This window comes from Paenibacillus sp. MER 99-2 (assembly GCF_023714095.1).
Classification (GTDB): Bacteria; Bacillota; Bacilli; order Paenibacillales; family Paenibacillaceae; genus Paenibacillus.
This window is the reverse complement of record NZ_JAMAUZ010000001.1, coordinates 1,883,756-1,904,674: the sequence shown is the minus strand read 5'-3', so window position 1 is coordinate 1,904,674 and position 20,919 is coordinate 1,883,756. Positions and strand designations below refer to the sequence as shown.

Here is a 20,919-nt window from a genome sequence, read left to right as displayed (position 1 = left end):
GATAAATCACCAGTATACGGATACCGAACACAAAATGATTATTGTAGTAGTATATTCAGAACAGCCAATAAATAGTCGGATGTCGAATTTTAGTGTGTTGCTCTTAAGACAGCTACGTGTAAGTCTATCTTATTAAAGAAGGGGACATATAATGAATTTTCAATCACAATTTAAAGAAGATATAGTGAGCTTAAAGAAGCTATTACATAGAAATCAAGATGAAATCATAAAGAAAATGAACGATTTATTTGTTCTTGAAAAGCCTGATGTTATCGATCAAGAGTGGTACTCAAATAAACTAAAGGTTATTAAGAATCAAATTTTAGTAACAGCTAACCAAATCGATAAACGTTTTATTGTTCCCCTATTTATTTTTAAAGGTTCTTTAAAGGGGGATTCATACCAAAAAAAACAAAATTTTGGATTTTATTCAACGCAAGCGAGAATATTCAGTTTATTATTTTCTTTGCTAACTAATTCCAGAAATTCTATAATAGTCCCGGAGAAAATAGAAGAGCTTTACGATCTTTGTTTATACTATTTTCACTTTATAGAAGAGTATCACTTTGAAATAAGTTCGATAGAGGAAGGATTATATCATTCCTTTAAAAAAATGAGTTATGAAGAGGCTCAATCAAGTGAAAATATCTATTCTTACCAAATTAAAAATAGATTTTTAATTGATTTTCTAAGAGACACTTATTCGGATAAAGAGAGTTTACAAAGAAAAGTGCAAAAATTGAACATGTACAGTATAAATAAAATTGTAGAATATAAAAAAAAATTCAAAGAGATATGTTCTGACGAAAATGATGGTTATTATATGATCGAAACTAAACAACTGCGAAGTGTAATAGATACTCGTCTTCAAAAACTTGTTCGTGAATTTAGCAGTGTTAGGATTCTTGATTCATTTTCACCAGAGAATGATTTTATTTTTGCTGTTAATTACAATGATTTTACTATTATTGATTTTCCACTCATGCTTTGGACTTGCGAGTTTATTGATAACGCGATCCTTTGGGGGCATTATGAAAAGATCTATTTTAAAAGATTATTTGAAGAAAAAGACAAGAGAATGTTTACTTCCATTAGTGAAAAATACAATAAGTTATTGACACACTATATAGCGGATCATTTGAAAGTTATGGGATATATCCTTCCCTATGATGATGGAGGAAAAAAACCTACAATTGAGCTTAAAAAGCCACGTAAAATCAATTTTTCAGGAGATATTGATGTACTAGCATTTTCTCCATATTCAAAGTGTATTTTAAATATTGAGTTTAAAAATTACCAAATGTCTGTTCAAAACGAAAATTATTATAGGGGAGAGAATAGCAGGGTTTATAACGACAATATTTTTATTAAAACGAAGGCACGAGGAGAAGTGATATCTAAAAATTATACTCTTCTAAGTGATTACCTGAAAATCAATCAAGAAGATATTAAAGGTGTTAAGAATATTATAATAACAACTCGCTTAAATTTCTCACTTTTTGCCAAGGCACAAAGTGAACAATGTCTTTATTACTCTTGGAATGCTTTTTATGAGAGTGCAAATAAACATTGTTTTTAATAATTCTTGAACGGAGCAAAAGAGGGCGAGAGTGCTAAAATACTCAGAATCGCTTTCTTACCAGACAGAAGCCGAGAAAATTTTATAGGCGAAGTGGAATCTGTCGGTATCTATTTAAGCACGAAGGAAGTGTCTCAAATATAATCAGCTCCCGAAAGGTGAATCTGCTGGAGGAGATCACCTACAATAACCACATCTTAATCAACGTAAAAAAGCGCTTGATTCCGGTAATTATTCACAATATGTAGAAGCAGATGTTTCTTTTCATCTTGCAATTGCCCAATCAACCCATAATAAATTGCTTATAGATTTCTACCAAGATTTCTGCCCGATTCTTAAAGAATATCTGAGTAATTTAATTGTTCAAGATATTCGACATTATGATGATAGCACTGTTATACATGAGCAGTTACTTGAAGCGTTACGAGATAAAAATGTAGAAAAGGCCAAATTACTCACTCTTGAGAATTTGAAAGAGGAAAGATAATAATTTCATTTCATGTTGTTCCTAGTGATTTAAATGGTGCACCAACCTAAAAAGTGAAAAAAGTTATCTGTTCAGATAACTTAATAAAACCCAAAAAGCAGCTGATCAATGTGATCGGCTGCTTTTTATTCAACTAAAATCTCTTTGTGGAGTTATCACAAAGATCATTGTTTTTATATGTCCGAGTGATGTTAAGATAGATGAATTAATGCAGTTTACCGTTAGTTTACGTTTCCTTCCCGAACGGTTTACCATTTAACATTATAATGTACATACCTTTCGTGAGAGGAAGATGAATAAAACATGAGCGTAAAACGCCGACTCTACATTTCCAACTTCCTGATGTTGGTGATGCCGGTCTTGCTTTTGATCTTAACCAGTATTTGCCTAATGTTAATTTACACAGGTATTACGGGAATTCGCGAGAAACCTCCGTTGAACGTTGGAGAACTCTTTTCGAAACGTATGGAAAAGGTCGAAGAAATAGCCCTCAAACAAAAATCTGCCACCAGCGAGAAACGCATTCAGTCCGATATTGACGAATTCAATCGTCAGAACGAGGGAACGGGAATGAACTTAACCCTGTATCAAGGCCATCAGCAGGTTTATCCAGTGTCATTGTATGAAGGAATGATGCCTGATATGGAATTTTCCCAATCTAACGTGATTATCGTGACCGACGAGCTCGCTGTTTACCGGGCTGAAGCAGGGGAATACACACTTGTATTGAGCGATTCGAATTTTACGGTCAATAACCATGATACCTTTGATAAAAGGATCTACGCCGGCACCTTGATGTTAACAATCCTCATCATCGTAGCCATTGTGACGAACTGGGCACTGACCAAGTTTGTTTTCCGTAGCATCATGCATCCAATACAGATCATCGTGGAAGGCGTGCATCAGCTTCGAGACGGAAATTTAAAATATCGGATATTATATGATAAACAGGATGAGTTTGCTTCCGTGTGCACAGAATTTAATGAAATGGCAGAGCGGTTGTCCTATATGGTCGAAGAACGGACGGAAAACGAAATTAACCGCAGGGAGCTAATCGCGGGTATTTCGCATGACTTAAGGACACCTTTAACGTCTATCAAAGCTTACCTTGAAGGTTTGGAGAAAGGTGTAGCGACTACGCCACAGATGAAATTGAAATATTTTGATACGATAAAGGCCAAAACGGCAAGTCTTGAACACATCATTAACCAGCTTTTCTTATTCTCCAAACTGGATATCGGAGATTTTCCGCTGTACCTGGAGCTTGTGGACATTAGCGTGGAAATGAAAAGAACCATGACAGCTTTTGAAGCAGAATACAGACCCAAAGGGCTAAATTTATACTTTGGACAGCAGTTCCCGCATGCTGAGATACTGATCGATGTGGTGCAATTCCGCAATGTGATTCAAAATGTTCTGGAGAATAGCCTAAAGTATAAAGACAAAGAGCACGTCGACGTTACCGTCACTTGTATAGAGGATGAGCAATGGGTGGAGATCCGTTTGATGGACAATGGCCCTGGGGTATCTGCTTTAGAGTTGGACAAGTTATTTAACGTGTTCTACCGCAGCGATGCATCACGGAAAAGACCTGATTTGGGCAGCGGCTTGGGCTTGGCCATCTCTAGCAAAGTGATCGAACGGTTAAATGGGCGCATTCATGCGGAACTTGCGCCAACAGGCGGACTTTCGGTGATCATAACGATTCCCAAATATAAGAGCGCAAAAGGAGAGAACAATGAAAAAAATCTTGATCATTGAAGACGATATGGCCATTGCCGAAATTGAGCGGGACTTTTTGGAGATTGAAGGGTTTGAAACAAGCATTGCGACCGACGGGCGTGAGGGCCTGCTTCTGGCTTCTGGAGAGTATGACCTGATTCTTCTAGATCTCATGCTACCCGGCATGTCTGGATATGACTTGTGCAGAGCCATCCGCGAAAAGACTAATATTCCCATTATCATGGTTACGGCCAAAAATGAAGTATCGGACAAGGTGCGTGGGCTCGGTCTAGGCGCGGACGATTACATTGCCAAGCCGTTTTCGCCAACGGAATTGATTGCCCGCGTAAAGGCCAACTTGTCCCAATACGACCGCTTAACTGATGGAGGGACCAAGCATGCTCGCGAAGTCGAAGTGGGTCCCATTCGCATCAATAAGTTAACGCATCGGGTTTTTGTATATCAGCAGGAGGTCGAGTTCAAAAACAAAGAATTTGAGTTGTTATTGTTCCTGGTTTCGAATCCAGACATCGTGTTCAGTAAAGAACAGTTGTACGAACGAATATGGGGGATGGATGCGATTGGCGATCTCAAGACGGTTGCCGTACACATTAATCGGCTGCGCGAAAAGATTGAACAAGACCCTCAGAACCCTACTTACATTCAGACCATCTGGGGTGCAGGTTATCGATTCAGGTTATAGGAGTTTTGAACATTGGTTTACCTTTTATTAAACTCTTTCTCCCTGTCAGTTTAGATTCTGCTGTTATCATGGGTCTAGACATCAAATGAAGGGGGAAGTCCTATTGAGCAAGTTAAGGCTAACAGACATCAAGAAATCATACCACAGCGGTGAGACCGTACAGGCGTTAAAAGGGATATCCTTGGAATTTAGAGAAAGCGAATTTGTTTCGATTCTGGGGCCTTCAGGTTGCGGCAAAACAACGCTGCTTAACATCGTGGGCGGACTGGATCGTTACGATGAAGGGGATCTTTCGCTTGGCGGGCGATCGACCAAACATTTCAAAGATCGAGATTGGGATGCTTACCGCAACCATTCCATCGGGTTTGTGTTTCAAAATTATAATCTGATCGCTCACCAAACAATTCTGCAAAATGTGGAAATTGCCATGACCTTGTCGGGTGTATCTGTTTCGGAACGAAAACAAAAAGCCAAAGCAGCTTTGGAATCTGTTGGTCTTGGAAGCAAGTTGGACAAAAGACCGAATCAATTGTCAGGCGGACAGATGCAGAGGGTTGCCATTGCTAGGGCATTGGTCAACGATCCGGACATTATTTTGGCTGACGAACCAACCGGCGCACTCGATAGTCAAACCAGCGTTCAAGTCATGGAAATCCTCAAAGACATTTCCACAACAAAATTAGTTATCATGGTCACCCACAACGCAGACTTGGCTGAAGAATATAGCAGCAGAATCATTCATCTGCGTGACGGTGAAGTACAGTCGGACAGTAATCCGATGTTGAACGACAAAAAAGGACAACTGAGCCCGTCCGGAGGAGAAAAGCTTAGCTTGAGCCAAACCTCAATGTCGCTGATGACGGCGGCCTCGTTATCTTTTAAAAACTTGCTGACGAAAAAAGGACGGACACTCATCACTTCGTTTGCGGGTAGTATCGGAATTATCGGCGTTGCTCTTGTGTTAGCTCTATCTACGGGCTTATCCAATTACATATCTAAAATGCAATCCGAAACGCTGGCTGGATTCCCACTGACCATTTCCGAAAATGTACAACAAATTGAAGGCCCGCCGGATCAGGCAGGCAGTTTCCTCACAGGAGACAACGATGGGGAAGATGACGAGTTCCCAAGCGGCGATGTTCTTTATTCACACGACAGCGCTGCTAACACACAACAACATACCAACGTATTGACTACAGATTATTTCGAATATATCGCTAACATCGGACAAGCACTACCAGACGCTGTAAATGCGGTATCCTTTGGGCGTGACGTCAACATGAATGTATTAGCCAAAGGGGACAAGGATGTCGTGAAATTCGAGACAGCAGCGACTCCTTCGCCTGAAATGCCACCCGGATTCGGATCAGCGTCAACGTATTGGCAAGAGCTTCCGGAAAACGAAGAATTCATCACGTCTCTTTATGATTTGATTGGCGAGGATAGCCGTTACCCGACGGCGGCAAATGAAGTAGCCATCGTTGTAGATTCTTACAATCGATTGGATAGAGCATTTTTCGAGAAATTGGGTATCTTTTTAGATGCGGAAGAGTATAAACTTAGCGATTTTATCGGCAAGAAAATGTTGAAGGTCGTTCAGAACGACAGCTTTTATACCGAAAAAGAGAATGGCATTTTTGCTCCGGCAACGGCTGAAACGTATTCTTCATTGTACGAGGATGCTATCGGTATGGAATTGACAATCACTGGAATTCTGAGGCTGAAAGACGGGAATGCATCATCCAGCGGTTATTTGTCTGAAGGATTAGTGTACACACCGAAGCTGACAGACTACATTGTGAACGACTCTGCAGAATCGGCGATTTCCTTGGCTCAGCAGGCTTCTGATCGGGATGTCGTTTTGAATACACCTTTTGCCAATGAACAGGACAAGGATGCTCGCTTAAGAGCATTGGGTGCCGTCACGACACCGTCGAGTATTAGCATTTATCCAAAAGATTTTAGTAGCAAAGATGAAATTAAACAATACTTGGACGCGTATAATGATGGAAAATTGGAAAAGGATCAGATCGTATACACGGACATGTCCGAGATGATCGGATCGGCCATTCAGACGGTGCTGGATACAGTATCGTATGTATTGATTGGTTTTGCTGCAATTTCTCTCGTCGTCTCAACCATTATGATCGGAATTATTACCTATGTCTCTGTATTGGAGCGTACCAAGGAAATAGGGATATTGCGTAGCATCGGGGCACGAAAAAAAGACATTTCCCGTCTGTTTAACGCGGAGACGTTAATCGTTGGATTCGTGGCAGGAACGCTGGGTATCGTGATTTCTTATCTCCTTACCTTGGTTGTCAACAGCGTTATTGCCAATCTGCTCAACATTGAGGGCATTGCGCAACTAACAGTTATCCATTCAGCGGTTCTCATCATTGGAAGCATGCTTCTCACGTTAATTGCTGGAATGATTCCGGCTAGAGCAGCGACCAAAAAGGATCCTGTCATTGCTTTAAGATCAGAGTAAATCGGTAAAATCTTTGGGGGAAAATCTTAAATCCCGATCTAGATGACTCTAGGTCGGGATTTTTTAATGCAATTATCTTATTGAGCAATGTTCGTTTAACAATTAGATGTATATCTAAGAAGATTATATAAAAATCAGCTTCCATTTAGCTTTCATAAAGTCCACATAGATGCGAACTTCCCGAGTTATCTTTGTTTTCTAACAAATTGGCTGTGGGTGTATGAGGTACTAGATGCAATAGTAAACATCGGAACATCTTTCCAGGGACGAATGTCGCGGAACAAGAACATGGAAAGGAATAAGCAATAGAATATAAATAAAAACGGAGTAGCGATTGTTTCCGGGAATGAGGGAAGCAATCGCTATGTGTATTTGCGGATATTTTTATTTTTGTCCTCCACATGTGTACAAATAATGAAAAAGATGCTACATTGAAATCAGTATAACTCCTTTCATATCAAGGTTTTTTTATGGGGATAACATGTCTCCTGTACAAGGACATTCGTATATCGAGGAGGGAATAGAATGTCAAGTCAAGCGTTGGATCAATTTTTAGATTCGAACATCGAAGATCTTAAGACCAAAGGTCTATATAACGTCATCGATACGCTGCAGGGTGCAAATGGCCCTGTTATTCGGATCGACGGAAAGTCCCTGATCAACTTGTCTTCTAATAACTATTTGGGACTGGCAACAGATTACCGACTGATTGATGCTTCTGTTAAGGCAGCGCAGACATACGGGGCAGGCGCAGGGGCTGTGAGAACAATTAATGGTACGATGGATATTCATATTGAGCTTGAAGAAAAACTGGCTCGTTTTAAAAAAACGGAAGCCGTTATCGTGTATCAATCGGGATTTAACTGTAATATGGCTGCTATATCTGCGGTAATGGATCAGCATGATGCGATTTTATCAGATGAGCTGAACCACGCTTCAATTATTGATGGTTGCCGCCTGTCGAAAGCCAAGGTGATTCGCTTTAAGCATTCAGATATGAATGATTTAAGACAGCGGGCGAAAGAGGCCAAGGAATCCGGTCAATACACTAAAATTATGGTCATTACCGACGGGGTTTTCTCCATGGATGGTGATATCGCAAAGCTGCCTGAAATCGTGAAAATAGCAGAAGAATTCGATCTGATTACTTATGTGGATGATGCCCATGGTTCGGGCGTTCTCGGAGCAGGGGCAGGAACCGTGAAGCATTTTGGATTGTCCGACCGCATTGACTTTCAGATTGGTACTCTTTCCAAGGCAATCGGTGTTGTCGGCGGTTATGTGGCGGGAAAAAAACAACTGATCGATTGGTTGAAGCTGAGAAGCCGTCCTTTTTTGTTCTCAACATCGCTACCTCCGGGTGTAATCGCTTCTTGTAGTGCTTCTGTCAGCATTTTGATGAACGACAAAGAACTGATCGAGAAGCTGTGGGAGAACGGCAATTATTTGAAAAATGGCTTAAGCCGGCTTGGATATGATGTAGGCCAAAGCGAAACGCCGATCACGCCTTGTATCATTGGCGATGAAGTAACCACCCAACAGTTCAGCAAACGGCTTTATGAAGAAGGCGTTTATGCCAAGGCTATCCTTTTTCCCACGGTTCCGAAAGGAACCGGAAGAATACGCAACATGCCGACAGCTGTTCATTCTAAGGAGATGCTGGGTCAGGTGATCTCCGTTTACGAGAAAGTTGGCAAAGAAATGAAGCTGATTTAGTTGCACCTACGGAGTCTATTTCGGGAGGAATGTCTTATGAAAAAGATATTGGTGACCGGAGCACTGGGCCAAATCGGTTCTGAGTTAGTTATTAGATTACGAGAGATTTATGGTGCGGATCACGTGGTTGCTACGGATCTCAGATCATCAGCTCACGAAATTACCCGATCCGGGCCATTCGAGCTGCTGGATGTGACGAATGATAAGGCGATGTTTGAAATTGCGAAGCGGTACAAAGTGGATACTGTCATGCATTTGGCTGCACTACTGTCGGCTACCGCAGAGGAGAAACCGTTGCTTGCCTGGAATCTGAATATGGGCGGATTGATGAATGCACTTGAAATATCTAGAGCACTCGGTTGTCAATTTTTTACTCCAAGCTCGATTGGATCTTTTGGTTCTTCGACTCCCAAAGACAATACCCCGCAGGATACGATCCAAAGGCCTAATACGATGTACGGCGTGAGCAAGGTGTCCGGCGAACTGCTTTGCGATTATTATTTTCACAAATACGGCCTGGATACTAGGGGGTTGAGATTCCCGGGTTTGATATCTTATATAACGCCTCCTGGCGGGGGAACGACGGATTACGCAGTGGAAATTTACTACGCAGCCGTAACGGCTGGCCGGTATACGTCGTATATCGCCAAAGACTCAAACATGGACATGATGTATATGCCAGATGCCCTGAATTCTATCATCGATTTAATGGAAGCGGATTCATCCCGGTTGAAGCACAGAAACTCATTTAATGTCACCGCTATGAGTGTAGATCCGGAGGCGATCGCTGCAGCGATTCGGGAAGAGATCCCCGGCTTTATTCTCGATTATGATGTTGATCCGAAGAGACAGGCAATTGCGGATAGCTGGCCACATTCCATTGATGCAACGGCAGCGAAAACAGAATGGGGATTTCATGCCTGCTACGACTTAAAGGCCATGACGAAGGATATGATTTCACAGCTAAGCGAGAGACAAATGCTTCGCAAAGCTTAAGTTATTATGAATTCGCTCTGCACATCGAGTAGAAATACAAAAGAAGCTACATCAAGAGGCTTGGTATTACCCAAACCATTGGTTGCAGCTTCTTTTTTTATCCACCAACCCAGTCATTTTCGTGATCTGTAGTTTATCAGATAAAGAACATGGCGTAAGGCTTCGTCTGTCATCTGAGTTATCCGCGCAGTTAGGAAAGGAAGGCATCAGCATTCAATCAGAATCGCTAAATGACTAATCTCATCACCACCTTCTATCTATGATTTTTAAGTGAGAACATTTATTCAGTTGATTGAGGAATTGGTATATTGTAAATCTATGCATAGAAGATAGGGGGCTTGATCTGGTGCTAATCAGAGAAGCGAGTATGAAAGTCTATTCACATTGAAGACAAATTTATCTAGATTCCCGTCGTGGGAGTTTTCATTGGGTCAACACAGATGAAATGAAGCGAAGTGTTTCAAAAGCTTATAAAACTACCTGAGATCAGGCTGTGGGGCAGTCAAGGAACTGGACAAGGAACACGCAGAACGCAAATCGATGCGGACAGCCAAGATTATATTCCCATTGAAGTCTGCAAAATGATGAAAATACTTATCAAAAATATTGACAGAATTAAGATGTTTTTGTATAACTGAAATAGTTATAACCATAGTGGTTATAATCAAAAAAAGAATTGGAGGCTAACATGAAAATTTCAAATCATTTTATCCCCGTTTTCACCGAGCAACTTGAATCAACCGTCGCTTATTATGAATCTCTTGCTAACCGATCTATGGATCGGACGTGGGACATTCCTGAAGCTGGCTTATCTTTAGCCACAGTCTATCCTTACGTTATTGTATCTGGAAGTCCCGATGCCATGGAGCCTGCAAAATCACTCCGTGCCGTGGTGTATGTGGATTCCATGAATGAATTGAAGGAAGAATTAAAAAAACAAAACACCCTTATAATAAGGGATCAGTATGGTCCTATTGGTCCAAGCATTTTTGTGCAGCACCCCGACGGCAGTTTTATTGAATATGTAGAGCCCGTGCAAGCTACTGTTTGATTGATGAAAAATTAAAAAAATGTAAAATAAAGCTACTCCATACACCGTAGGAGTAGCTTTATTTTACATTTGCCTCTGTTCGGATTTGCTCCACAATTTGAGCTAGGGTAACAGAAGCCAGTTCATGCTCCATGACCTTCTGCGCATTAGAGAGTTTTGGTAATAGTATCGATTCAATGTTCATACCTACAGAGCAATTGGGGTCAGTATTCTTGTGAAAATTGAAAAGCTGATTTCCTTCCACAGATTCGACCGCTTGAAAGATATCTAGCAGGGTTAATCTTTCGGGAGATACCAGAAGAGAAGCTCCCGCAACTCCTGGTTTTGTTTCAATATACCCTGCTTTTTTGAGTTGTGCCATAATCCTTCTAATTACAACAGGGTTACTATTGATGCTACGTGCAATTCGATCACCCGTACTGTATATGGGATCCAACGTAATCATCGAGAGAATATGGACTGCCATCGAAAAGCGACTGCTTATTTGTTTCATCTATTCACCTTCTTTGCTACACAGTATAGTTCCATTTATAAAACAGGTCAATCGACAGTTTTTCAGCAGGAAAACAAGCGGAACGTTTCGGTCACTATACGCTAGCCTTGTCCCAGAAAAAAACTTTATAGAGGCGAGTGGGCTTTAACTTGGGTCAGTAGCGCTACAGGGAAATACTTAACCCATAGAAAGGGATGAAATAGTTGTTTACTCAGATACGTATTGTGTCTTATAATTTTCGCGAAGATACATATCGTATCTTAAGTTGTTTGTAAAGCGCAAGTAATGTAAGAGTGCTCGCATCTTGGTTCCAGTTCTTGTAGAAAGGAGGGGACGACCGATGGAAACGAAAAAAACGCCTTGGCAGGCACCGGAATTAGAGGTGCTGGATGTGCAGCAAACGATGGCTGGCTATGGATACAGGCAAATTGATTGGATCGAAGAACATGATGCAGACCTATATGATCCAACGTCCTGATGATCATCCTTCAAATTGAAAATCGTATTCTTGCTCAAAAGGTCGCCCGTGGGCGGCTTTTTCGATGTTCAGATGAGTGATAAGAACATGTTTGTCGAGGGACAAGAACATATTCCCATTGAAGTCGCTATTTTAGCGGCTTTTTTATTTTACGGTACAAGTTTTTGTCCTTGGCTTGGGACAAGAACTTGTACTGATTGCTGGAATGAACATAACATGGTTCCACTACTAATTAGAACCGAGCAAGAAATCGATTTCAATCTGAGGATTCAAGTGAGCTTCTTCTTAGAAGCTGAATTTTTAGCATGGATATTGCAGAAGGATACCGTTACTGCTCCAATTGTTGGGGCTACAAAGGAACATCATTTAACGGATGCCATTGAATCGTTGGACATCCATTTAAGTACAGAGGAGATTGAGAAACTGGAGGAGGCGTATGTCCCCCATCCAGACAATTTATCTTTTTATAAACAACAAGCTACGCTTCTAAAGAAAGTGTCTTCAGCTAATCAATAAGCAATATTGGTCCTGGGATCGTCTGTAATCGGACGATCCCTTTACGCTATCCAAATAAAAAAATTCAAATGAATAGCACTATCGGAACCGCTCGAAAACGCGGATTGATTGATTTTGCTTCGGTTAAACTATACGCGAAATAACAACAGTGAAAAAAATAAAACAAACATGATTGACAATTGATTCGGAGTCAAATATAATTGACTCAAGATCAAATAAACATTGTGGAGGTTATACAACATGAGTAAACAAGTTGCTTTAATTACAGGTGCATCGTCAGGAATCGGTAAAGAAGCTGCGCTTGAACTGAGAGACAAAGGTTTTACGGTATATGCTGCAGCTCGCCGGATTGACAAAATGAAGGATCTTGCGAACAAAGGCATTCGTCCTATTTCCATGGATGTAACGGATGAAGAGTCCATGATTGCGGCGGTCAATGAGATTTTAAGCAAAGAAGGACGAATTGATGTACTGGTAAACAATGCCGGATACGGGTCTTACGGTGCGCTTGAGGATGTTCCCATGGAAGAAGCGCGGCGGCAGATGGAAGTTAATGTGTTCGGACTTGCGAGACTGATTCAGCTGGTCGTACCAAGCATGCGAAAAAACAAGTTCGGTAAGATTGTGAATGTATCTTCAATGGGCGGGAAGATATGGACTAACTTCGGTGCCTGGTACCATGCGACCAAGTTTGCAGTGGAAGGTCTTTCGGATTGCCTGCGACTGGAGCTTGAACCCTTCGGCATTGACGTGATTGTGGTAGAACCGGGCGGTATCAAAACAGATTGGGGTATCATTGCTGCCGAGCATCTGAAAAAAGTATCAGCGAATGGCCCATATGCTGAAGCCGCAAACAAGTCAGCAGAGGGTATGATCAAAAACTATACAGGCAATCAGCTTTCAAAACCGGAACTTATCGCACGTACCATTGGTAAAGCCGTGACGGTAAGAAGACCGAAAACACGTTATCTGGTAGGATTTATGGCAAAACCGATGGTATTTATGAAAAATGTATTTGGAGATCGTGCTTACGACAGAATTATTAAAATGTTTGGATAACTAAAAATAGGGGAGTGTGTCTACATGTCTACATTTGATTCGAAATTACCAAAAACAACAACGTATTGGAAAGAAGACGGGATTTTCTTTATCAAACACACAAACTTCATGCTGAATATGGAAGAAATACATGCCATTGGAGAATTGTTAAAAGAAGCTCATCGAGATAAAAACACAACGGCAATCGTCATTAACAATCGTGAAGCAAAAGGAGCCTGGACTCAGGAAGCCAATCAGGTATGGATGGAAGTCACAGCGGAATTCGATTATATTATGCCCAAAAAAGTCGCAACATTAACCAATGATGCAATTGCTACGATGCAAATTAACCGGCTGACCAGAAGCCATGGAGCGGAGAAAATGTCACGAGCATTTTGTAATGATTATGATGAATCAGTAAAAGCATTTTTCAAAGAGTAAACGACAGACCATTCTGCTTGGATTGTAACTCCAGATCGATGAGCAATCTAAAAAGAATCGAATGGAGTGATTGGTATTATGGCTAAACGAGCAATGACACCAGAAGCCAAAGCATTAAAAGCTAAAGCTATTATGGATCAGGCTGCTGAACTTATTTTGACCTCCGAGTACGAAAAAATAAAAATGTCAGATATCGCTAAAAGAATGGGGATGTCCAACGGAATTTTATTTGTTTATTTCAAAACAAAGGAAGCGTTATTCTTCAGTCTGTTATGCAGAGAGTATGAAAAGCGACTTGCGTCATTAACTGATTTGGTGAAAGAAGTGTCCATTCACAGCTTCGCTGATTTTAAACACCTGTTGATGACTGAACTCAAAGAACTGATTGAGGATAATGCTCTGTACATCAAATTGGAATCGATGCGAACTGCTGTTTTTGAAAAAAATGTAGATGCTGAAACCATGCTGAATCATAAACTGAATCTGTACACGTTAATGTCCGAACTTGTGACTATAATTTGTGCAGAAAATGCAGTAACACCCGATGATGTCATGGAAATTCTTCAAGCTGAAGCATCCATCATCACAGGTTGCAAGCTATCAGCCACATTACCCGAAGAGGTCATGGAGATAATCAAGCAGAACGGTCTGGATGGACTTCAACGCAACTTCAACGAGGATGTTCTGAAAACGATGAGTTGTTATCTGGACGGATACCATATGAATTACATCTCTAAAATGAATAAAGACACACAATGAGCAAGCAGAGTATAAAAAAACTAAAATGGAGGCGTTATTATATGAAAACATGGTTTATTACAGGAACATCGAGTGGTTTTGGACGTAGTCTTACAGAGTTGTTGTTGGAACGTGGCGATCGGGTGGCAGCTACGGTTCGCAAAGAAAATGCGCTACATGACTTAAAAGATCGCTATGGAGATCAATTATGGGTGGCTACGTTGGATGTAACCGACACTCCGGCCATTAAAACCGTGGTTAATCAAGCTTTTGAGGAACTAGGACAAATTGATGTTGTGGTCAACAATGCAGGATATGGGCTGTTTGGAGCAGCCGAGGAAGTAAGTGATGAACAAATTATTCATCAGTTCAATACCAATGTTATCGGGTCTATCCAGGTGATTCGTGCAGCATTACCACACCTTCGTGCTCAAGGGGGAGGCCGAATCTTCCAACTTTCCAGTATGGGTGGTCAAGTTGCGTTCCCGGCTCTAAGTATCTATCATGCAACCAAGTGGGCTATGGAAGGATTTATCGAATCTCTCGTTCAGGAAGTAGCTTCGTTTAATATACAAGCAACGCTTGTTGAACCGGGCAGTGCACGAACTAACTTTGGTGGCAGCAGTATGATGGCAGGTCTGCCTATGAGTGAATATGAAAATACGCCTGTAGGCTATATTCGCCAAATGTCACAAGAGGCGGGCGATAACCAATTCCCTGGTGATCCGGTAAAAATGGCACATGCGATCATTAATGCAGCTGATTCCGAGGAAACTAGTCTTCGTTTAACACTGGGAAGTGATGCCTATGAATTAGTTTCCAAAAGTTTAGCTTCACGCTTGGCTGCGTTAGAGGAGCAGAAGGAGGTAGCTCTTTCAACAGATTTCGAAAATTGAATCGAAAATAGAGCGGCACTTGGTCGATCTGGTAAAAGTCGTGTAACTAATCGGTAGGTTAGCGTAGCATTCGTTGATTATCTTCATCGAGTTGTAGTAAACTCATTTAATGTAAAATAAAATATATGCGGGAGCTTGTGGGATCAGGCTGAGAGTACGACTAAACCGTCGTAGACCGAAAATACCTGTTGGGTAATGCCATCGTAGGGAAGCACATTTTGCGCTTATTTGTCATGTTAACGTGCGCTGTACTTGCTTCTGCAGGTACAGCGTTTTTATTTATTTGAAAGGAGATCGGTATTTTGAAAAGAATCGATGTAGCATATGCCTTAATCACTGATCAAACAAACACTAAAATCTTAATGGTTCAAAATAGAGATGGAGGCCGATGGACACTTCCTGGAGGAGCAGTGGAAAAAAATGAAACGTTTGAAGAAGCGGCCATTAGGGAGGCTAAAGAAGAGACTGGACTAGACATAAGATTAATAGGTGTAGTTGCATTAAATGAATATCAAGTTGAAAAGGAATCAGAGCACATTGTTTATGTTACGTTTAGATCCTCGATAATAGGCGGAAAGGAAAAAATTAATAGGCCAGATGAAATAATGAAAATATCGTGGATCGATGTTGAACAGGCCGATAGTTTGATGCCTTACTATCATCAGAATGGACTTAGCGAGATAGTAAGAAACAACGTTCACGTATCATACATTGATGAAGGGAAATTCTAACTAAACGAGTTAAGCTAACGGGAAACGATAGTTCAATACTACAAAGAAAGCAGCGGATCAACTCGATCTGCTGCTTTTGTTCAACTAACGGGCAGGAACGTAGCGCTAATTCAATAAATTAACAGGCAGGTTAGTTCAAAAAACATGAAAGTTGCAAAAATAACATGATCGGCTGTTGTGCAATAAGATGTCATCTCTCAGAGATAGTACTATGTACCTCAAGTAGGATGACTGGAGTCACTGCACTGACATATTGATAATTAATTCGGTGAACATAATCAGTGTTGTATTTGTTATCGGATTTAGATGTTAATTCAACTTATATTAAACAAATTAATTAATTAGGTTCTGAACCTTTTCATAATTTTTGATAAGTACAGTTAAACCTTCGTTTTGCTCCAGTTCACTAACGATTTCATCAACAAAAATTTGAATCGCCTCTTGAATATCCGGTTTCAAATATTGATTGATGAGGAGATAAATCATTCTCTGTGGCGGAGGGTTATCAAACAAAGAATACGTGATAGATGGATTTAATTTCATGAGTTTATTTGCGAGACTCATGGGAATAATGGACCAATTATTTACTTCGTCAAAATAACTTAACAGCATTGATGCAGTGCCTAAAATGATCTTTTTTCTTTTTGAGTATGGAAAATAACGGTTATGCCAAAGAGTGAATTTTTCTGACCAAGTTAAGTAAATTTCGTCTTCTGATTTCAGGTCTCTATTATCAAGGGTTTGAGCGTATAAAGAATATTGGTTATACACCAATACCATATCCTCTTGATACAAAGGGACAAATTTAACACTTGGATAATTATAGAGACCTGACACAATACCGATATCACAAATTTGTTTATCAACCATAGGGTGTATTTTGCTTGAATGATTAGTTTGTATGTTTAAAACAATATGGTCATGATTCTTCATCATCTTTTTATAAACTTCAACGAACATAAAGCTGTTGATCATATCTACTGCACTAACTCGTAATTCAGTATAGTTTTCAAAACTATTCAGATTTTGTGCTTCCTGCCAAAGAACAGACCATTGTTTTGCAATGGATAAGAAGTTTTGCCCTTGGGGAGTTAAAGTAAGTGACTTGATTCCTTTCTGTCGATAAAAAAGCTTTGCTCCTAATTTACCCTCCAACTGTTGAATTCTGTTTGTTGCAGTACTTTGACTGATATACAGGGACTGAGATCCTCTCAGAATGCTTCCATGTTCGACGACAGCTAGAAAAGTTTCAATTTCCTCATGATTCATAAATCAATTTCCCCTTTGAATTAAATATCCAATTAATCGATATTTTATATTACAAATATCGGTTTTACAATCTTCTATAGGACTTTTATAATGAAAGCGTAATCAGACAGGGCCTGATGATTATATTTAAATTTTATACCAATTGCTTTATTGGTTTTGCTTAATTAACATGCATTTTAAACATCATGGATTATACGAAAAGGGGAACCTTTATGGATTTCAAAAAAATCACAGATGAAATCGTTCAAAAAAGTGGTGGAGAAGAGAATATTGTTTCTTTATCACATTGTATGACCCGTCTACGTTTTATCGTGAAAGATGAGAAGAAACCTGATCTCGAAGGACTCAAATCGATTGACGGTGTGATTTCGGCAGTATTCGGTGCCGGGCAACTTCAAGTCATCATGGGTAAGAATTTGTTACCTGCTTATGACATGATCATGAAAAAATACCGCTTTTCTGGTGAGGAAGGCGGCTCTATGCCAGAAAAAGAGAAGAAGCCAAGAACGATTAAAAGCCTTCTTCTTGATCTGATAAATTTCATTGCAGGTTCCGTGAGCCCGATGATTACCGGGTTGATTGCAGGTGGAATGCTGAAGCTTATGCTTATGATCATCGTAATGATTTTACCTTCATTCGACAAAACTGAGTCCTATTCATTAATCAATTTTCTAGCTGATGTTCCGTTTTACTTTATGCCTATTTTTGTAGCATACGGGGCTTCAAGAAAACTTGGTTCAAATCCGATTTATGCCATTTTTGTTGCTTGTGTATTAGTATATCCCGGGTTTGTAGCATTGGTGGAAAATGGAGGAACAACTCATATCTTTGGTTTGCCTGTTTTACTGATCAAATATTCAAGCACTATGATTCCTGCGTTACTTTCTACTGTAGCTGTTTATTATCTTGAAAAATTTTTCAACAAGATTATTCCAGGTATTTTAAAATCGGTTTTGGTTGGTATGTTGACGGTTTTAACAGCGTCTATTTTAACTTTTGTTGTGTTTGGACCTTTCGGTAACTTGATTGGCAACATTGTTGTTGGTGGATTTTTATGGACACAAGGAACTATTGGTCCTGTTGTTGTTGGTTTGTTAGCGGCCCTCTTGCCGTTCTTGGTAATGACTGGTACACATACTGTAATTGCTCCTTTTATGGTACAGAGTTTCGCGAATCCAGGGTATGATCCGTATTTCAAACCGGCGTTGATTCTTCATGCAATGGCAGAAGGAGGGGCTGCTATCGGGGTAGGTCTCCGTGCTAAGAGCAAAACTCTGCGTTCAGAGGCTTTGGCAATTGGATTTGGATCTATTTTTGCAGGAATTACAGAACCAGCTATTTACGGTATTGCTTTGAAATACAAAAAACCGCTTATTGGAGTCATGGCTGGTGGGGCTGTGGGTGGTATTGTTGCAGGTTTATTTGGAGCACGAGCATACATCATGGGTAAAACAACCATTTTAGCAATGCCAATTTTCCAAGAAACGCTGATCACTATGCTTATAGCCTGTATCGTGGCAATCGTTGTTTCGGCTATTGTGGCATTCATCTTAGGTATCGATGAAGGTGAGCAGCTGAAACAGCAAAATAATGTTACGTCCACCCCACGGGTTAGCGAGTCTGAAACACAAATAGTCTCCATTGTCGATGGTGTTTCATTCCCGTTGTCGGAAGTGAAAGACGAAGTTTTCTCTACAAAAGCAATGGGAGAAGGAATTGCCTTTACTGCAAAAGATAACGTCGTCGTTTCACCTTGTAGTGGCGTATTGACAACAGTATTTAAAGGAGGTCATGCCTATGGAATAACAAGGGATGACGGAGTTGAAATCCTGATTCATATCGGAATCAATACCGTGTCTCTGAAGGGCAAGGGCTTTAACATAAAGGTCCAGCAGGGCCAACGTATACAAGCTGGAGAAGAACTTGTCACACTTGATTTGGACTATTTGAAAACAACCAACTTGGATTTGTCGGTATTACTCATTTTTACAGATCCGAAAGAGAAAGAAATTCAGTTGTTGGGATACGGAGAAGTGCTAAATGGGCAAAACCCAGTAGCCGAGATTAAATAATGGGGAGAGTGCACAACATGAACAACACGTATAAAGATCAATTTCCTGAGAACTTTTTGTGGGGGGGAGCGATTGCTGCCAATCAGGCAGAAGGTGGATGGGTAGATGGCAAGGGCTTGGACTTGGCCAGTTGCTTTTTGAAAGGATTATCTGACGTAGGATCTTTCAGTGTACCAAAACAAGGAGAATATCATCCGCTGGAAAAAGGAATTGATTTTTATCATCGATTCAAGGAAGATATTAAACTGTTTGCAGAAATGGGTTTTAAAATTTTCAGAACATCTATCAACTGGACCAGAATATTTCCTAATGGCGATGACGACCAGCCAAACGAAAAGGGATTGCAGTTTTACGATGAACTGTTCGATGAGCTGTTGAAATATGGAATTGAACCACTCGTTACCATTTCACACTATGAAACGCCATATAATCTCGTAGAGAAATATGACAGCTGGAGAAATCGAAAATTAATTGATTTTTACGAGCGGTACTGTGAGGTCATCTTTAATCGATATAAAAACAAAGTGAAATACTGGATGACATTCAATGAACTTAACAATATGAGAAGAAATCCATTTTATGTGGGTGGAATCATCTATAAAGAAAATGAGAATCGCATGCAAGCGATCTATCAAGCTAGTCATCATATGTTTGTGGCAAATGCAAAGGCGATTAAACTGTGTCGTGCAATCATCCCAAATGCACAAATTGGTTGTATGATGTCACTGAGTAATATCTATCCACATACGTGCGATCCGGTCGCTGTATTTGAAACGCAGGACATTCGAAGAAGAGCTTTGTTCTTTCCCGATGTCATGTTAAGAGGATATTATCCAACATATGTTTATCGTCTTTGGAAAGAGAATGATTGTCATATCGAAATGCACGATGAGGACCTAGAACTCATGAAATCCTACACGAACGATTTCTTGGCTTTCAGTTACTACAGAACGACCACACATGAGAAAGGACAACCTTATTTCGGCGATACTGGAGGAGATATTGGCACGCCGAACCCATATCTCGAAACAAGTGACTTCGGATGGCAAATAGATCCTCTTGGATTCCGGTTTACTTTGAATGAATTATGGGATCGCTATCAAGTGCCTTTGATTCCTGTTGAAAATGGCATGGGTGCCAAAGATGAAATAATTGATGGAAAGATCCATGATGAGTATCGCATCGATTATTTGAGGCAACACCTTATTGCGCTGAAGGAAGCGATCAAAGATGGTGTATCCATCATGGGGTACACTTACTGGGGGCCAATTGATATTATTTCTGCGGGCACTTTTGATATTGAAAAGCGTTACGGGTTCATTCATGTAGACCTAGACAGAGAAGGTAACGGAACCTTAAACCGAACCAAAAAGGATTCATTCTACTACTATCAAAATGTAATAAAAACAAATGGAGAAAGTCTTTAACATACTAATTCAAATGGAGCCGATCAATCTGATCGGCTTTATGTTTTATTGGAAATGAAAAGGGATGAAAAAGGG

General features: G+C 40.3%; 17 protein-coding genes and 2 pseudogenes. 17 read left to right on the top strand and 2 right to left on the bottom strand.

The window, feature by feature from the left end; all coding sequences use genetic code 11:
- Window positions 1-151 precede the first annotated feature (151 nt).
- The 8 genes and pseudogenes from M3636_RS08590 to M3636_RS08560 all read left to right on the top strand — a co-directional run bounded on the left by M3636_RS08590 (window position 152) and on the right by M3636_RS08560 (window position 10,745).
- A complete protein-coding gene (locus M3636_RS08590) occupies window positions 152-1,579 on the top strand; it encodes a hypothetical protein (RefSeq protein ID WP_251382116.1) in 1,428 nt (475 codons plus the stop codon).
- A 208-nt stretch (window positions 1,580-1,787) separates the two neighbouring features.
- A pseudogene (locus M3636_RS29735) lies at window positions 1,788-2,066 on the top strand (FadR/GntR family transcriptional regulator); the annotation flags it as partial.
- A gap of 303 nt (window positions 2,067-2,369) precedes the next feature.
- Window positions 2,370-3,827 carry a sensor histidine kinase gene (locus M3636_RS08585; RefSeq protein ID WP_251382113.1) on the top strand — a complete coding sequence of 486 codons (1,458 nt, stop codon included), beginning with the start codon at window positions 2,370-2,372 and terminating at the stop codon, window positions 3,825-3,827.
- The gene (locus tag M3636_RS08580; RefSeq protein WP_128102253.1) at window positions 3,805-4,491 is read left to right on the top strand and encodes a response regulator transcription factor; all 687 of its coding nucleotides are present in this window, start codon (window positions 3,805-3,807) and stop codon (window positions 4,489-4,491) included. The genes M3636_RS08585 and M3636_RS08580 overlap by 23 nt, the downstream gene beginning before the upstream one ends.
- A 103-nt stretch (window positions 4,492-4,594) precedes the next feature.
- Complete coding sequence (locus M3636_RS08575; RefSeq protein ID WP_251382111.1) at window positions 4,595-6,982, top strand: ABC transporter ATP-binding protein/permease; 2,388 nt, start codon at window positions 4,595-4,597, stop codon at window positions 6,980-6,982.
- Window positions 6,983-7,507: 525 nt separating this feature from the next.
- Window positions 7,508-8,698, top strand: coding sequence for a glycine C-acetyltransferase (locus tag M3636_RS08570; protein ID WP_128102251.1), 1,191 nt, complete (start codon window positions 7,508-7,510; stop codon window positions 8,696-8,698).
- 36 nt (window positions 8,699-8,734) lie between these two features.
- Complete coding sequence (locus tag M3636_RS08565) at window positions 8,735-9,694, top strand: NAD-dependent epimerase/dehydratase family protein (RefSeq protein WP_251382109.1); 960 nt, start codon at window positions 8,735-8,737, stop codon at window positions 9,692-9,694.
- Window positions 9,695-10,382: 688 nt separating this feature from the next.
- Window positions 10,383-10,745 (top strand): VOC family protein, encoded by a 363-nt coding sequence (locus M3636_RS08560; RefSeq protein WP_251382107.1) that lies wholly within the window; start codon window positions 10,383-10,385, stop codon window positions 10,743-10,745.
- 58 nt (window positions 10,746-10,803) lie between these two features.
- Here the strand turns inward: M3636_RS08560 and M3636_RS08555 are convergent, their stop codons facing one another.
- Entirely contained in the window at window positions 10,804-11,238 is a 435-nt protein-coding gene (locus M3636_RS08555; protein WP_128102248.1) for an Rrf2 family transcriptional regulator, read from the bottom strand.
- A 340-nt stretch (window positions 11,239-11,578) separates the two neighbouring features.
- Between M3636_RS08555 and M3636_RS08550 the strand changes: the two genes are divergently transcribed.
- The 7 genes and pseudogenes from M3636_RS08550 to M3636_RS08520 all read left to right on the top strand — a co-directional run bounded on the left by M3636_RS08550 (window position 11,579) and on the right by M3636_RS08520 (window position 16,076).
- Window positions 11,579-11,716: a paeninodin family lasso peptide gene (locus M3636_RS08550; RefSeq protein ID WP_145408605.1), complete on the top strand. Its 138-nt coding sequence runs from the start codon at window positions 11,579-11,581 to the stop codon at window positions 11,714-11,716.
- Between the two features lie 300 nt (window positions 11,717-12,016).
- A pseudogene (locus tag M3636_RS08545) lies at window positions 12,017-12,232 on the top strand (aldo/keto reductase); the annotation flags it as partial.
- A gap of 240 nt (window positions 12,233-12,472) precedes the next feature.
- A complete protein-coding gene (locus tag M3636_RS08540) occupies window positions 12,473-13,291 on the top strand; it encodes an oxidoreductase (protein WP_251382105.1) in 819 nt (272 codons plus the stop codon).
- Between the two features lie 24 nt (window positions 13,292-13,315).
- Complete coding sequence (locus tag M3636_RS08535; protein WP_251382104.1) at window positions 13,316-13,711, top strand: hypothetical protein; 396 nt, start codon at window positions 13,316-13,318, stop codon at window positions 13,709-13,711.
- Between the two features lie 78 nt (window positions 13,712-13,789).
- Window positions 13,790-14,470, top strand: coding sequence for a TetR/AcrR family transcriptional regulator (locus M3636_RS08530; protein WP_251382103.1), 681 nt, complete (start codon window positions 13,790-13,792; stop codon window positions 14,468-14,470).
- Between the two features lie 41 nt (window positions 14,471-14,511).
- The gene (locus tag M3636_RS08525) at window positions 14,512-15,345 is read left to right on the top strand and encodes an SDR family oxidoreductase (RefSeq protein ID WP_251382101.1); all 834 of its coding nucleotides are present in this window, start codon (window positions 14,512-14,514) and stop codon (window positions 15,343-15,345) included.
- 302 nt (window positions 15,346-15,647) lie between these two features.
- Complete coding sequence (locus tag M3636_RS08520; protein WP_128102241.1) at window positions 15,648-16,076, top strand: NUDIX hydrolase; 429 nt, start codon at window positions 15,648-15,650, stop codon at window positions 16,074-16,076.
- A gap of 333 nt (window positions 16,077-16,409) precedes the next feature.
- Here M3636_RS08520 and M3636_RS08515 read toward each other — a convergent pair whose 3' ends face one another.
- Entirely contained in the window at window positions 16,410-17,345 is a 936-nt protein-coding gene (locus M3636_RS08515) for a LysR family transcriptional regulator (protein ID WP_251382099.1), read from the bottom strand.
- 212 nt (window positions 17,346-17,557) lie between these two features.
- Between M3636_RS08515 and M3636_RS08510 the strand changes: the two genes are divergently transcribed.
- Both M3636_RS08510 and M3636_RS08505 read left to right on the top strand, forming a co-directional pair.
- Entirely contained in the window at window positions 17,558-19,417 is a 1,860-nt protein-coding gene (locus M3636_RS08510; RefSeq protein WP_128102239.1) for a glucose PTS transporter subunit IIA, read from the top strand.
- A 17-nt stretch (window positions 19,418-19,434) separates the two neighbouring features.
- Window positions 19,435-20,844, top strand: a complete 1,410-nt coding sequence (locus M3636_RS08505; RefSeq protein ID WP_128102238.1) for a glycoside hydrolase family 1 protein — start codon at window positions 19,435-19,437, stop codon at window positions 20,842-20,844.
- Window positions 20,845-20,919: the final 75 nt, after the last annotated feature.

Excerpts from the sequence above, each read along its gene's own strand:
- M3636_RS08580 (WP_128102253.1), top strand. The coding sequence starts at position 3,805 with ATGAAAAAAATCTTGATCATTGAAGACGATATGGCCATTGCCGAAATT.
- M3636_RS08560 (WP_251382107.1), top strand. The coding sequence starts at position 10,383 with ATGAAAATTTCAAATCATTTTATCCCCGTTTTCACCGAGCAACTTGAA.
- M3636_RS08540 (WP_251382105.1), top strand. The coding sequence starts at position 12,473 with ATGAGTAAACAAGTTGCTTTAATTACAGGTGCATCGTCAGGAATCGGT.
- M3636_RS08550 (WP_145408605.1), top strand. The coding sequence starts at position 11,579 with ATGGAAACGAAAAAAACGCCTTGGCAGGCACCGGAATTAGAGGTGCTG.
- M3636_RS08515 (WP_251382099.1), bottom strand. The coding sequence starts at position 17,345 with ATGAATCATGAGGAAATTGAAACTTTTCTAGCTGTCGTCGAACATGGA.
- M3636_RS08565 (WP_251382109.1), top strand. The coding sequence starts at position 8,735 with ATGAAAAAGATATTGGTGACCGGAGCACTGGGCCAAATCGGTTCTGAG.
- M3636_RS08510 (WP_128102239.1), top strand. The coding sequence starts at position 17,558 with ATGGATTTCAAAAAAATCACAGATGAAATCGTTCAAAAAAGTGGTGGA.
- M3636_RS08505 (WP_128102238.1), top strand. The coding sequence starts at position 19,435 with ATGAACAACACGTATAAAGATCAATTTCCTGAGAACTTTTTGTGGGGG.
- M3636_RS08570 (WP_128102251.1), top strand. The coding sequence starts at position 7,508 with ATGTCAAGTCAAGCGTTGGATCAATTTTTAGATTCGAACATCGAAGAT.
- M3636_RS08525 (WP_251382101.1), top strand. The coding sequence starts at position 14,512 with ATGAAAACATGGTTTATTACAGGAACATCGAGTGGTTTTGGACGTAGT.
- M3636_RS08585 (WP_251382113.1), top strand. The coding sequence starts at position 2,370 with ATGAGCGTAAAACGCCGACTCTACATTTCCAACTTCCTGATGTTGGTG.
- M3636_RS08555 (WP_128102248.1), bottom strand. The coding sequence starts at position 11,238 with ATGAAACAAATAAGCAGTCGCTTTTCGATGGCAGTCCATATTCTCTCG.
- M3636_RS08530 (WP_251382103.1), top strand. The coding sequence starts at position 13,790 with ATGGCTAAACGAGCAATGACACCAGAAGCCAAAGCATTAAAAGCTAAA.
- M3636_RS08590 (WP_251382116.1), top strand. The coding sequence starts at position 152 with ATGAATTTTCAATCACAATTTAAAGAAGATATAGTGAGCTTAAAGAAG.
- M3636_RS08535 (WP_251382104.1), top strand. The coding sequence starts at position 13,316 with ATGTCTACATTTGATTCGAAATTACCAAAAACAACAACGTATTGGAAA.